We start from the raw sequence: 14097 nt of genomic DNA on the forward strand, positions 1-14097 counted from the left end.
CATCGATCTTATCTCATAAAAAACTGGGCAGTACTATCTTGTTTTTGACTTGTGATAAACCAGGAAGGAATTGATGAAACGGGTTCAGAGCGCCACGGAAAATTTCTGGCGTAATGTTCGAGCAGGCATAGAGGTGATCACCTGGAATTTGTCAGCGTAATCAGTAGATCACAAAACTCTATGCCGGTCTTTTTTCTGAGGATGCCTCAGCCTTTCGGAGGCTGGACGAATAATGCCTTATTACTTCTTACGGGCGTATTTCAATGAATCCAGCGCTACCGCGAAGATAATGATGGCGCCCTTGATGATGTACTGCCAGTACGGGTTCACGCCGATATAAGTCAGGCCGTAGTTGATAACGGTGAAGATTATCACACCAGTTACCACGCCGAGCACCGTACCCACGCCGCCGCTGAAGGAAACCCCGCCCACCACGCAGGCTGCGATGGCGTCGAGTTCGTACATGAAGCCGAGGTTGTTGGTGGCGGAACCGATACGGCCCGCTTCCAGCATCCCGCCGAAGGCGTAAAACACGCCGGAGAGCGCATAAATCATCAGCAGGTTCAGCGCCACGTTCACGCCGGAAACCTTCGCCGCTTCCGGGTTTCCGCCGATGGCGAAGATATTTTTACCGAAGCGAGTTTTGTTCCACAGGATCCAGACAAACACGACGGCGATCAACGCATAGAAAGTGATGTAAGAGAGCCTGAAGCTGCCTATCGCCAGGAACCCTTGCGTAAAGGTTGAGAAACCGCTGTCGAAACCAGAGATCGGCGAAGCGCCCACAAAATCGTAGTACAGGGAGTTGATGCCGTACACGATGATCATGGTGCCGAGCGTGGTGATAAACGGCGTTACGTTCAGGTAAGCGATAACGATGCCGTTAATCAGGCCGATGATGGCGCCGATAGCGCAGACAATCAGGATAACCAGCGCAATCGGCATGGTCGCCATTTCCGGGAACACCTTGTTGGCGTTTTCCATTGATTGCAGCAAGGTCGCCGCGACTACCGCCGCGAGCCCTACCTGACGACCGGCCGAAAGGTCCGTGCCCTGGGTAACAATAAGCCCCGCGACGCCCAGCGCGATAATAATACGCACCGAGGATTGGGTCAGAATGTTACTTAAGTTAAGCAGACTTAAAAAAGTGGGATCCTGGAAAATAATAATGGCCAGCAACACTAAAAGAACGACGTAAATACCGCCTTCTTTCAGATAAGTGAGAAAACTCTTCTTATTTAACGCACTCATGAGGAGCCCCTGATATTAAAGGTGCAAAGACGCAAGACGTAAAATTTCGTTTTGCGTTGTCGTTTTAGTGTCAACAATTCCAGCGACGAGGCCATTGCTCATTACCAGAATACGATCGGTTATCCCTAACAGCTCTGGCATTTCGGAAGAGATAATAATGATCCCTTTGCCTTTTTTCGCCAGCTCAGCGATAAGCTGATAAATTTCGAACTTCGCGCCTACGTCAATACCGCGCGTCGGTTCATCCAGCATTAATATTTCCGGTTGCGTCAGCAGCCAGCGACCGATAATCACCTTTTGCTGGTTGCCGCCGGAAAGCGAACCGATTTGCGTCCGGTGCCCTGGTGTTTTCACGCGCATGGAATCGATAACCCACTGGGTATCGCTTTTCATGCGGGAATTATCCAGCAGACCGACTTTATTTTTGTAGTTGCGAATATTGGAGATCAGGGAGTTAAAACCGATATCCAGATAAGCGTAAATCCCCGTTGAGCGACGCTCCTCGGTCACCAGCGCGAAACCGTGGTTAATGGCTTCGTTGGCGGTGTGGTTATTAATCTGTTTGCCGTGCAAGGTAATGGTGCCCGCCGATTTTTCACGGATACCAAATAACGTTTCCACAATATCAGTGCGCTTGGCGCCCACCAGTCCCGCGATGCCGAGAATCTCCCCTTTATGCAGATCAAAGGAGACGTCACGGATAGAGGGCTGGCGCAGCGAGGTCAGGTTGCGCACTTCAAGGATAACTTCACCCGGTTTGTTTTCTTTATCCGGGAACCGCTGATTGAGCGAACGGCCCACCATCATGGCGATGATCTTATCCATATCCAGCCCTTCAAGCGGCTGGGTGGCGATCCACTGCCCGTCGCGCAGGATAGTAATTTCATCGCACAGCTGAAATATCTCTTCCATTTTATGGGAGATATAAACAATACCGCAGCCGCGCTCTTTCAGCTTACGGATAATTTTAAAGAGATGATTCACCTCTTTTTCCGTTAGTGAAGAGGTGGGCTCATCCATAATGACGATTTTCGCGTCATAGGAGAACGCTTTGGCGATTTCAATCATCTGCATCTGCGAGACAGAAAGCGTCCCCACGCGCGCGCGCGGATCGATATCAATATCCAGCTCGTCGAAAATCGCTTTGGTATCGCGATACATTTTGTCCTGATCGACAAATACCCCTTTGGTGGGGTAGCGACCAAGCCACATATTGTCCATAACAGAGCGCTGCAAAACCAGGTTTAACTCCTGGTGCACCATGGAAATACCATTTTCCAGCGCTTCTTTGGCCGAATGAAAATCAATTTCTTTTCCCTGGAAAAGAATGCTGCCGGAATCTTTCTGGTAGATCCCAAAAAGGCACTTTAATAACGTTGACTTGCCTGCGCCGTTCTCCCCCATTAACGCGTGGATGGAGTGAGGACGAACTTTTAAATTTACGTTATCGAGTGCCTTAACGCCGGGGAATGACTTGTTGATATTGGTCATTTCCAACAGGTATTCGCCTGACGTCTGCGTAGTATTGCTGACCATAATTACACCTGGCTGCGAGAGTATTGTCTGAGCATGGCACGGTTTAAAAGGGGCGCTTGCGCGCCCCGGAAAAGCATTTAACTATTATTTATCGCTGAACTGCGCCAGGTTGTCTTTATCAACGCCGACGTAAGGAATACGAACCACTTTGTTTTCAATTTTCCAGTTCGTGCCGTCAGCGGCGCCTTTACCCTGCGCCAGGTTTTTCGCCAGATCGAACGTCGCTTTCGCCTGGTTGTTGGCGTCGTTCAGCACGGTACCGGCCATCGCACCGGATTTCACCAGCGCCAGCGCTTCCGGCAGGGCGTCAACGCCGAATACCGGGATTGAAGATTTGTTATGCGCCTTCAGCGCTTCTACCGCGCCCATCGCCATCGCGTCGTTGTTGGCGATCACGACTTCAATTTTGTTGGCGTTCGGACCAGAGAGCCAGGCGTCCATTTTGTCTTTCGCCTGAGCGGTATCCCACATGGCGGTATCTAACTGCAGCTGCTGAGTTTTGATGCCTTTATCGTTCAGCTCTTTAATCACGTAGGTAGTACGCGCTTCGGCATCCGGGTGGCCCGGCTCGCCTTTCAGCAGTACGAACTGGATCTGGCCGTCTTTGTTCAGGTCCCAGTTTTTGTTCGCAGCCCAGTGCTTGGCGATCAGGTCGCCCTGGATAACGCCGGATTCTTTGGAGTCGGTCCCTACGTAGTAAGCTTTGTCGTAGCTGTCGAGCGCTTTGCGTGAAGGTTCTTTGTTATAAAACACAACCGGTACGTTCTGCCCGCGCGCTTTTTCGATGACGGTACCCGCAGCGGCCGGGTCAACCAGGTTGATGGCAAGGGACTTCACGCCTTTCGCCAGCAACACGTCAATCTGGTCGTTCTGCTTGGACTGGTCGTTCTGCGAGTCGTTCATCAGCAGCTCAACGTCTGGCGTGGCTTTTGCTTCTTTCTCAATGGCCTTGCGTACTACGGACATGAAGTTATCGTCATACTTATAGATAGTCACGCCGATACGGTCAGCGGCCTGGGCTGCGGCGCCAAACAGCATGCAGGACATAACGGCAGACAGAGTAAGGACCTTCTTATTCATGGTATCTCCGGTTTTATGCAGGGTAGTTCTTGTGAAAAACGGGCGGCGGGGTAGTAATGTTAGAAAAGTGTTACTGACCACCGAAGCTCACTTTAAAATTTTCTTCCTTGATCGGTAACGCTCCAGTACTGCGTCTTTTTGTTTGTTTTCGGCCCTTAACCCATGCTCTTAGCGCAACGTTGCTGTTACATAGTGTTTCAGCCTTTAAAACGCTGACATCATAGACCAGCGCAATGTTAATATACTGTGAATTTACTCACAGATTGAAAGCGGTTACATCACTCTCATTTATAAACTAGTGATCGGCCCCACACTTTGCTTTCCGGCGACGGAATGGCGGCGCACCAGCGTCGGCATAAAGCAGTGACTGGCCTGCAAATCGAGCTCTCCTGCGGCGCCCTGCAGCGCCAGCTCGGTCGCGAGTCGCGCCATGGAAACAATGGGATAGCGCACCGTGGTGAGTTGCGGATCGGTGTAGCGGGCGATTGGAATATCATCGAAACCAATGAGTGACAAATGCTGCGGCACGGCGATGCCATTATCTTTAAGCGCCGTTAGCGCGCCTGCCGCCATGCTGTCATTGTAGGCAAACACCGCCGTGAGCTGCAGGTTGCGCCCCAGTAACTCCACCATTGCCGCCTCGCCGCCCTGCATGTCGGGGCTGCCCGTACCGACCCAGCTTTCCGGCGGCGTTATCCCCTGCTCCGCCAACGCCCGCAGCCAGCCCTCTTTACGCTGGTCATCATCTTCAATACGGTGAGCGGAAGCCAGATAGCCGATGCGCTGATGGCCATTGCTTTGCAGCATGCGGGTCGCCATCATCGCGCCGGTGACATTGTCCAGACCGACGCAGCGATGCGCGTAGCCGGGCACGATACGGTTAATCAGCACCATGCCGGGGATTTGGTCGAGAAAGCTTGCCAGCTCTGCGTCGCCGAGCGCTTTGGCATGAACGATTAAAGCGGTGCAGCGCTGGCGAATCAGCACTTCTATGGCATGGCGCTCTTTTTCCGCTTCATGGTAGCTATTGCCGATGAGCACATATTTTTGATGCTGCTGGGCCACAGTATCCACCGCTTTTACCAGCGCGCCGAAGAAGGGATCGGAAACGTCCATCACCACCACGCCAATGGTATCGCTGACCTGGGTGGCCAACGCCTGGGCATTGGCGTTCGGCCGGTAGCCTAGCTGACTGACCGCCTGCATAACGGTTTCACGCGTTTCAGGGCTTACCAGCGCGCTGTTGTTCAGAACGCGGGAGACCGTAGCGACAGAGACGCCCGCAAGTCTTGCGACGTCACGAATAGTGATCATAACGATCACCTTTAAGTAGTTGGCAGCAGTTCACAAATACCCCCTGTGTAAGCCTGGGGGCTATTCTGGCAGCGAGCAGAAAGGCGCTACGTGAAGCACATCACAGCGCTGGAAACGGTTACATACGAAATGTTAACGATTGTGATCCAGATCGTTATCTTGTTGTTTGCGATAACGGCACGCCTGACGCTCTGGCCGTGAGCTGCCGCCAGAGCCACTCCACCGGCCCCTGGCGAAAGCGACGCAGCCAGAGTACGGAGATCAATATGTTAACCGCCCAGACGGCGGGAACGAAGGCGAGCAATTGCAGGCGGTCAAACTTCATAAACAGCCCGAAGCGATGAAACAGCGTAATGCAGATTAACGATTGCAGCAGGTAGTTGGTGAGTGCCATGCGGCCAACGCAGGCCAGCGCGCCGGTTAACCTGAACCTGGCAAGTGATGGCCAGAAACCATAAATCAGCGCCGCGTAGCCGATGGTCTGCAAGGGCGCGCTGAGTTCACGCGGCGCCTGCAGATAAAACGCGGTCCAGCGGTAATCCCAGCCGATTCGCCACTGCGCGATAACCGCAGGCAGGTTAATCAACAGCCCAGCCAGCACCAGGATGAGGCCCGTACGGCGATAGTGCTGCAGGCTGAACTCGCCGCGCAGCCAGCCGCTACGCATCAGCGCCGCGCCGATAAGCATCATTCCCGCCAGCTCCCAGCCGTACTGCGCGCCGAGCGCCAGCAGGCTTGAAGAGAGAAGATCGAGCCGATTATCGATAGCTTCCGCTCCGCCGTTCAGCTTCCAGAACTGCTCATATTGCAGGTGCGCGACGTCCGGCACCCACGAACGGTTGATCTGGTCGCCAGTGATAGCGCCGAGCAGAAGCAGCACGCCCACGCCCATCAGGTACAGCAGCACCCCGGTGTTAAACAGCGATTTAACGCCCGAGGCGTCGCGCACTATTCGCCAGCTGATAAGCCCTACCAGCCCATAGGCAAGCAGGATATCGCCATCCCACAGAAAAACCGCATGCAAAAAACCGAAAATCACCAACAGGCTCAGGCGCGCCTGAATCCAGCGTTTGCCACGGACGAGCAGCATTTGCAGGCCGGCGCCAAACAGCAATGCGAAAAGCGTGAGGAATTTAACCTGCGCGAAGAGGTCCAGCAGCGCCCAGGTCCAGGCGTCGCGCAGGGTCGCTTCGCCATACCAGGCAGGGTTGAGGTAAGCCGCCTTCGGCAGACCGAAGGCGGTGATATTCAAAAGCAGGATGCCCAGGATGGCGACGCCGCGAACCACGTCCAGCGTGACGTTTCTTGCCATGGCGGCCTGCCTTATCAATTAGCTGGGGTGGCGTACCGCGCGCAGGAATTCCTGGCGCGTATTCTGGCTGGACTTAAACAACCCGCCAAGCGACGTCGTCGTGGTGGCGCTGGTTGCGTCGCGAATGCCGCGCGCTTTTACGCAATAGTGCACCGCGTCAATGGACACCGCCACGTTGCTCGTGCCAAGCAGCGTTTGCAACGCCACCAGGATCTGCTGCGTTAAACGCTCCTGCACCTGTGGGCGCTGGGCGAAAAACTGCACAATGCGGTTAATCTTCGACAACCCAATCACCGAGTCTTTCGGAATGTAGGCCACCGTGGCTTTGCCGTCGATGGTTACAAAGTGGTGTTCGCAGGTGCTGGTCAGCGTGATGTCGCGAACCGTGACCATCTCATCCACTTTCATCTTGTTCTCGATGACGGTGATTTTCGGGAAATTAGCGTAGTCCAGGCCGGAGAAAATCTCGTCGACATACATCTTGGCGATGCGATGCGGCGTTTCCATCAGGCTGTCATCGCTCAGATCAAGATTAAGCAGCTGCATAATCTCGGTCATATGACCGGCGATAAGGCGCTTGCGGGTTTCGTTATCAAGCTCGTGCAACGGCGGACGCAGCGGCGTCTCCAGGCCACGCGCAACCAGCGCCTCATGTACCAGGGCAGCTTCTTTTGAGAGTAATGACATCTTATTTTTTCTCCAGCAGGTGTAACCAGCCTTTACCGCAGGGGGCAAAGTGAGCGTTCATTGTGCGTGAGCGGGCGCACATAATCCAGTAGCGGGACCGATAATTATTGGGATTGTTGATTCCTTTCTTCGTCGCGCCGCCAGACCAGCGCGCCGCCGATAACCAGCGCCACGCCAGCTATCCACAGCGCCGGCTCCAGCCTGCCGGTGAGAAAGCTGGCAACCGCAGAGGTCATCGGGCCGACAAGCTGCCCCACGGCATAACCGGTCGTGAGCAGCCCGGCCAGATAGCGGGTGTGCTCCGGCGCCAGCTCTCGCCCGTAGTGCAACGAAAGCTGCACGGCGCAGAGAAAGCCGCCGCCTACCAGCAGCGCGCCGATAACCAACCCGTTTATACCCGGCAGCCATGCGGCGGCCACCACGCCTGCGGCCTGCAGCCACAGCACTATTGCCAGCCGCTGATTGCTTTGCAGCACCCCGCGAAGCAGGATGCTAAGCGCAATGCCGATAACCGAAGCGCCGCCAAAAACAGGCCAGACAAACTGTGCAAACAGGCTGCCTGGAAAGCGCGCCGCCGCCATTTGGGAAAGAAACGTCGCGGGCAGAATATAACCAAACCCGGCGAGACTGTAGCTCCAGACCAGCTTTTTCAGTCCGCGCGTCAGGCGCAGCGGCTCAGGCTGGTTGCCCGGGCGGTGGAGATGCCCCCGGCGCGGCAGGTTGCGGGCAATCAGCGCGATAAACAGCAGCGCCAGCGCGCCGTAGATAAGCCAGCCCTGCTGCGCGCTGAGCCCGGCGCCGTGGATCCAGACCGCCAGCAGGCCGCTGATGGCGATGCCGGCGCCCGGCCCGGCGAACACCGCGGCGCTAAGGCCCGGCCTGCCGAAATGGGCGAGCTGTTCGTTGGTCCAGGCGGCCATCAGCACCAGCCCCCAGCCGCTCATGCAGCCGATAACGAAGCGCAATACGGCGTGCGGCCAGGGTCCGTCGACAAAAGCGGAAAGCAGCGTCAGCAGCACCGCGCCGCCGACGCCCGCCCAGAGCCGAAGCTCAACGTGACGCTGCGCGCGCATCGCATCCCATGCGCCGACCAGATAGCCAAGATAGTTTGCAGCGGCGACCAGTCCGGCGCTGGTGAGCGTTAACTGCCCCTCCCCTACCATCAACGGCACCTGAGGCGTAAACGCGAAACGCCCAATCCCCATTACCACAATCAGCGCGAGAAACCCGGTCAGTGCAATACGCAGCGCCACAGCGCCTCCATTTGTTAAAATAAAGTTATGGCTATGATGCGGCATGAGTTTTCTAAGGTGAAGTGAAACTTGTTCACTCGTTAATGCGCGTTTGCGCTATTCTGTTCAGCCAATTATAAGGAGCCGCCTATGGAACTGCTCGACGAGCATCGCTGTTTTTCCGGCCAGCAGCAGCGCTGGCGACATCATTCTCAGGCGCTCAATTGCGCCATGACCTTCAGCATTTTTCTGCCGCCTGAAACCGACGCGCCGCCGCCTGTGCTTTACTGGCTCTCCGGCCTGACCTGTACCGATGAAAACTTCACGACCAAAGCGGGCGCGCAACGCGTGGCTGCTGAACTGGGCATTGCGTTAGTGATGCCGGACACCAGCCCGCGCGGTGATGAGGTGGCGGACGCGGAAGGGTACGACCTCGGCAAAGGCGCCGGTTTCTACCTTAACGCCACCGTTGCGCCCTGGGCATCCCACTATCGCATGTATGATTACCTGCGCGATGAACTGCCCAAAGTGATTGCGGAAAACTTTAAGGTAGCGGACCGTTGCGCCATCAGCGGCCACTCAATGGGCGGCCACGGGGCGCTTATCATGGCGCTAAAGAACCCCGGGCGTTTCCGCTCGGTTTCCGCCTTCGCGCCAATCGTCAACCCGTCTGCCGTGCCGTGGGGGAAAAAAGCGTTCACCGCGTATCTTGGCGAAGATGAAAGCCAGTGGCACCAGTGGGACAGTTGCGCATTGCTGGAAAAGGCCGATCCGGCGCACGCTATCCCCACGCTTGTCGACCAGGGCGACAGCGACCCGTTCTTTGGCGAGCAACTCCAGCCGGAGCGGCTTGATGACGCGGCGCGCAAGGCAGGCTGGCCGCTGACGCTGCGCATGCAGCCGGGCTATGATCACAGCTATTATTTCATCGCCACCTTTATTGAAGAGCATTTGCGCTTTCACGCGCAGCATTTGCGCTGATGCATCCATGCCAAACCGGCAATAAAAAAGGGCGCTTAAGGCGCCCTTTTCGTTATTTCTTCAGATGGTCAGGAAACGTCATTTCGCTGTAACGCACGAAATGCGTGCCTCTGGTCCACTTGTAACCAAACCAGATTATCAGGAACAGCGGAATGCCGATGTAGGTTGCCGCAACGGCCGTCCAGTCAATCGTATCTTCCAGGAATGCCTGATAGTTCTGGCCGAGCGTGATAATAAGACACAGCACGAAGGCGAAAATCGGGCCCAGCGGGAAGAAGCCGGAGCGGTACGGCAGGTCGTTGATATCGTTGCCCTGCATGACATAACCGCGACGGAAGCGATAATGACTAATGGCAATACCGAGCCAGGCGATAAATCCGGTCATCCCCGAGGTGTTCAGCAGCCACAGGTAAACCGTCTGGTTACCGAACATGGAGGTGAGGAAGCACAAGCCCGCGACCACGGTCGTCGCATAAAGCGCGTTGCGCGGCACGCCGCCTTTAGACAGCGTTGAGAAAATACGCGGCGCTTTGCCGTCGCAGGCCAGGGTGTAGAGCATGCGGGTGGAAGCGTACATGCCGGAGTTGCCCGCAGAGAGCACTGCCGTCAGGATCACCGCGTTCATGATGGCCGCCGCAGAGAGCAGACCCGCGTGCTGGAACACCAGAGTGAACGGGCTGACGCTGATATCTTTCACGTCGTTGCGCAGCAGGCTCGGGTCGGTGTAGGGGATAATCAGGCTGATAATCAGAATGGCGAACACATAGAACAGCAGGATACGCCAGAAAACCTGACGCACCGCGCGCGGAATATTCTTCGCCGGGTCTTCCGATTCGCCCGCCGCGATGCCGATAAGCTCGGTGCCCTGGAAAGAGAAGCCGACAATCATCGCCACGCCAATCATCGCCGAGAAGCCGCCCGCGAATGGCGCCTCATCAATGCTCCAGTTGCTCCAGCCTGCCGGTTCAGCGCCTTTGAAAATGCCGACAATCATCGCGATGCCGACCAGAATAAAGATAATCACGGTCGCCACTTTAATCAGCGAGAACCAGTACTCCGCTTCGCCAAAGCCTTTTACGGAAATGTAGTTCAGCAGGAACATGATGCCGAGGAAGATGGCGCTCCAGATCCAGCCTGGCGTATCCGGGAACCAGTAGCTCATCACAAGCTGCGAGGCCACAAGGTCGACCGCGATGGTGACCGCCCAGTTGTACCAGTAGTTCCAGCCCAGCGCGAAGCCGAATCCCTCTTCTACGTAGTTCTGCCCGTAGGTAGCGAACGAGCCGGAGACCGGCATATAGGCCGCCAGCTCGCCAAGGCTCGTCATCAGGAAATAGACCATCAGGCCGATAAGAATATAGGAAAAAAGCGCGCCGCCCGGGCCCGCCTGAGAAATCGTCGCGCCGGATGCGACAAACAGCCCTGTGCCGATAGAGCCGCCGATGGCGATCATCGTCAAATGACGCGCCTTTAATTCGCGACGTAGCGCAGGCGCTTGTGTGGTTTTAGATTCGGAAACCATATAAAAATAATGCCCATCCATCAAAAGAGGCGCGATTGTAGCAGACTCAAACCGAAGCGCCTGGTGGAAATACGCAGTTATAAGAGACGTTCATGATAGCCGCTGGATCATAAGTAAAGCAGCGGGCCTGCGGGAGAGCGAAAATTTTTTCTTATGACTGACGCCCGATTTGCCGACTCGCTCAGGGTTCGCAGTAGCGTAAAAAACGCTGCAGGGCGTTGGACAGGTGCTTCTGGCGATGATGGATCCGGTAGAGCGTTCGCGTCAGCCGCGGCAACGGGGCCTTCACTTCGACCAGCGAGCCGGTTTCCAGCTGCTCGGCTATCACCCTGCGTGAAAGACAACTGATGCCCAGCCCGTGGCGCACCGCATGTTTAATCGCTTCAGAGTTGCCAAGCTCCATCGCCAGCACAAACTGCGGCAGGTGCGAAAGCAGAAGGTAATCGACAATTTCCCGCGTGCCGGAACCTTTCTCACGCAGGATCCAGGGCGCGGCGGCAAGGCGTGCCAGCGTTACTTCCCCGTTTAAAAGCGGGCTTGCGGGAGAGGCGAAGACCACCAGTTCATCCTCAAGCCAGGGTTCAGTGACGATTTCCGCCATATGGCACGGCCCTTCGATAAGCCCGATATCGACGCGAAAATCCGCGACGGCGTTAATCACATCCTGACTGTTGCCAACGCTCATTTCCAGCGGCAATGACGGAAAGTCGCGGCGGTAGCGGGCAATCACTTCCGGCAAAATATAGTTGCCGATAGTGCTGCTGGCATAAACGCGGATAGCGCCGTTATCTTCACGAAAAAGCTGCTCTATCTCTCCCGCCTGCTCCAGCAGCGCCACGGTGCGCGGGTAAAGCAGCCGCCCGTGCTCATTGACCACCAGCCGTTTGCCCACCCGGTCAAAAAGCTGCACGCCAAGCTGGCCTTCCAGATCGGTTAACGCTGCGCTGACCGCCGATTGCGACAGCGCCAGCATTTGCGATGCCTGGGTGGTGGAACCGCTTTTCAGCACTTCGGCAAACACTTCCAGCTGACGCAGGGTGATATGCATGACTCGCCTCAATAGTAAGAGCTCTCTTACCACTTATGATGATTAATTATAAATATATAATCAATTTTATTTTTAAGTCGCCTCGCCTTACGCTTTCCACACAGTAAGGAGAAGGCTATGACAATACTCACACTACGCAAACCGCAGCATCACCTGATGCATTATGCGCCCGGTCTGGCGCTCACTGCCCTGGTGGCAGGCGCAGCCCTGTGGGCTGGTGCTATCCCGGCGGTCGCTGGCGCAGGGCTTAGCGCGCTGACGCTTGCTATCCTTGCCGGCATGCTTGTCGGCAATACGGTTTACCCTCGCCTCTGGCAATCCTGCGACGGCGGCGTGCTGTTCGCCAAACAGCATTTGTTGCGACTGGGCATTATTCTTTATGGCTTTCGCCTGACATTCGCGCAAATCGCGCAGGTGGGCGCAAGCGGCCTGCTGGTGGATATGCTCACGCTCAGCAGTACTTTTTTTCTTGCCTGCTGGCTTGGTCAGCGCGTTTTTAAGCTCGATCGCGAAACGAGCTGGCTGATTGGCGCCGGCAGCAGCATTTGCGGCGCGGCGGCGATTCTCGCCACCGAACCGGTTATCAAAGCGCAAGCCAGTAAAGTGACCGTGGCGGTGGCGACGGTGGTAATTTTCGGCACGCTGGCGATTTTTCTCTATCCTCTGATGTGGCCGTGGCTAAACGCCTTTTTCTCGCCAGAAACCTACGGCGTCTATATGGGTTCTACCATGCATGAAGTGGCGCAGGTCGTGGCGGCGGGCCATGCGGTGGGGCCGGATGCGGAAAATGCGGCGGTTATTGCTAAAATGCTGCGCGTGATGATGCTCGCCCCGTTCCTGATTTTTCTGGCGGCGCGGGTAAAACAGCTGGCGCCGGCAAATGACGGCAAGCGCAGCGCCATCACTATTCCCTGGTTCGCTATCCTGTTTATTCTGGTGGCGGTGTTCAACTCCTTCCATCTGCTGCCGAAACCGCTGGTGGATGCGCTGGTGACGCTCGATACCGTTCTGCTGGCAATGGCGATGGCGGCGCTTGGCGTGACAACGCACCTCAGCGCGCTGAAAAAAGCGGGCGTACGGCCGCTGCTGATGGCGCTCCTCCTCTTTTTCTGGCTGATTGTAGGCGGCGGGGTGATTAACGTTATCGTTGAGCGGCTAATGGCATAAACCGGCACGCGCTTTCCTGGACGTTGCCGCTATGATAAAACGTTCCCCCTTTGCGGGTATGACAGGAGAGAAAGATGAAGTTTATTGGAGCGCATGTCAGCGCCTCCGGCGGGCTCGCCAATGCCGCCACCCGCGCCGCCGAGCTGGAAGCGACAGCTTTCGCGCTGTTCACCAAGAACCAGCGTCAATGGCGTGCCGCCCCGCTCACCCCGGCGATTATCGATGAATTCAAAGCCGCCTGTGAAAAACATGGCTACGGGCCGGGGCAGATCCTGCCACACGACAGCTTTTTGATTAACCTCGGCCATCCGGAAGCGGAAGCGCTGGAGAAATCCCGTAAGGCTTTTATTGACGAGCTGACGCGCTGTCAGCAACTTGGGCTGACGCTGCTGAACTTTCACCCGGGCAGTCACTTACAGCAAATCAGCGAAGAGGCCTGCCTCTCGCGCATCGCCGAATCGGTGAACATCGCGCTGGAGCAAACGGAAGGCGTGACGGCGGTCATTGAAAACACCGCAGGCCAGGGGAGCAACCTCGGCTTTCGCTTCGAGCATCTGGCGGCGATTATCGACCAGGTGGACGACAAGAGCCGTGTCGGGGTCTGTATTGATACCTGCCACGCCTTCGCCGCGGGTTACGACCTGCGCACGGAAGAGGCGTGCGAAGAGACTTTCGCTGAGTTTGACCGTATTGTCGGCTTTCAGTATTTACGCGGCATGCACTTAAACGACGCGAAAAGCGCTTTCGCCAGCCGGGTGGACCGCCACCATAGCCTCGGCGAAGGGAACATCGGCCATACGCCGTTCCGCTGGCTGATGCGCGACAGCCGCTTCGACGGCATCCCGATGGTGCTTGAGACCATTAACCCGGATATCTGGGCTGAAGAAATCGCCTGGCTTAAGGCGCAGCAAACGACTACGGCAACGGTATAACCGCTGTTTTCAGCAATAAAAAAAGCTCCCCGCAG

12 protein-coding genes are annotated in these 14097 nt (G+C 56.2%); 3 read left to right on the top strand and 9 right to left on the bottom strand.

What is annotated here, in order from left to right; all coding sequences use genetic code 11:
- Nucleotides 1-240: 240 nt before the first annotated feature.
- From mglC to MT962_RS18475, 7 genes are all read right to left on the bottom strand, one after another.
- A complete protein-coding gene (gene mglC / locus MT962_RS18445; RefSeq protein ID WP_024556324.1) occupies nt 241-1251 on the bottom strand; it encodes a galactose/methyl galactoside ABC transporter permease MglC in 1011 nt (336 codons plus the stop codon).
- 15 nt (nt 1252-1266) lie between these two features.
- Complete coding sequence (gene mglA, locus MT962_RS18450) at nt 1267-2787, bottom strand: galactose/methyl galactoside ABC transporter ATP-binding protein MglA (RefSeq protein ID WP_024556323.1); 1521 nt, start codon at nt 2785-2787, stop codon at nt 1267-1269.
- 84 nt (nt 2788-2871) lie between these two features.
- On the bottom strand, nt 2872-3867 hold the full coding sequence (mglB, locus tag MT962_RS18455) for a galactose/glucose ABC transporter substrate-binding protein MglB (protein WP_024556322.1): 996 nt from the start codon (nt 3865-3867) through the stop codon (nt 2872-2874).
- A 288-nt stretch (nt 3868-4155) separates the two neighbouring features.
- On the bottom strand, nt 4156-5181 hold the full coding sequence (gene galS, locus MT962_RS18460; RefSeq protein WP_024556321.1) for an HTH-type transcriptional regulator GalS: 1026 nt from the start codon (nt 5179-5181) through the stop codon (nt 4156-4158).
- 154 nt (nt 5182-5335) lie between these two features.
- Nucleotides 5336-6493 (bottom strand): DUF418 domain-containing protein YeiB, encoded by a 1158-nt coding sequence (gene yeiB, locus MT962_RS18465; protein WP_247366186.1) that lies wholly within the window; start codon nt 6491-6493, stop codon nt 5336-5338.
- 18 nt (nt 6494-6511) lie between these two features.
- Nucleotides 6512-7180 (bottom strand): GTP cyclohydrolase I FolE, encoded by a 669-nt coding sequence (gene folE / locus MT962_RS18470; protein WP_024556319.1) that lies wholly within the window; start codon nt 7178-7180, stop codon nt 6512-6514.
- Between the two features lie 104 nt (nt 7181-7284).
- The gene (locus MT962_RS18475; RefSeq protein ID WP_247366187.1) at nt 7285-8433 is read right to left on the bottom strand and encodes a YbfB/YjiJ family MFS transporter; all 1149 of its coding nucleotides are present in this window, start codon (nt 8431-8433) and stop codon (nt 7285-7287) included.
- Nucleotides 8434-8562: 129 nt separating this feature from the next.
- Here MT962_RS18475 and fghA point away from each other — a divergent pair, with 129 nt between their 5' ends.
- Nucleotides 8563-9393, top strand: coding sequence for an S-formylglutathione hydrolase (gene fghA, locus MT962_RS18480; protein ID WP_247366188.1), 831 nt, complete (start codon nt 8563-8565; stop codon nt 9391-9393).
- 52 nt (nt 9394-9445) lie between these two features.
- On the opposite strand, the gene MT962_RS18485 is transcribed toward fghA, so the two are convergent.
- Both MT962_RS18485 and yieE read right to left on the bottom strand, forming a co-directional pair.
- Nucleotides 9446-10915, bottom strand: a complete 1470-nt coding sequence (locus MT962_RS18485; protein WP_247366189.1) for an amino acid permease — start codon at nt 10913-10915, stop codon at nt 9446-9448.
- 181 nt (nt 10916-11096) lie between these two features.
- Complete coding sequence (gene yieE, locus MT962_RS18490) at nt 11097-11963, bottom strand: DNA-binding transcriptional regulator YeiE (protein ID WP_024556315.1); 867 nt, start codon at nt 11961-11963, stop codon at nt 11097-11099.
- Nucleotides 11964-12080: 117 nt separating this feature from the next.
- Between yieE and MT962_RS18495 the strand changes: the two genes are divergently transcribed.
- Together MT962_RS18495 and nfo are read left to right on the top strand one after the other, a co-directional pair.
- Nucleotides 12081-13130: a YeiH family protein gene (locus tag MT962_RS18495; protein WP_024556314.1), complete on the top strand. Its 1050-nt coding sequence runs from the start codon at nt 12081-12083 to the stop codon at nt 13128-13130.
- 74 nt (nt 13131-13204) lie between these two features.
- Nucleotides 13205-14062 (top strand): deoxyribonuclease IV, encoded by an 858-nt coding sequence (nfo, locus tag MT962_RS18500; protein ID WP_024556313.1) that lies wholly within the window; start codon nt 13205-13207, stop codon nt 14060-14062.
- Nucleotides 14063-14097: the final 35 nt, after the last annotated feature.

The sequence above is a fragment of the Franconibacter sp. IITDAS19 genome, assembly GCF_023079515.1.
GTDB classification, from domain to species: domain Bacteria; phylum Pseudomonadota; class Gammaproteobacteria; order Enterobacterales; family Enterobacteriaceae; genus Franconibacter; species Franconibacter pulveris.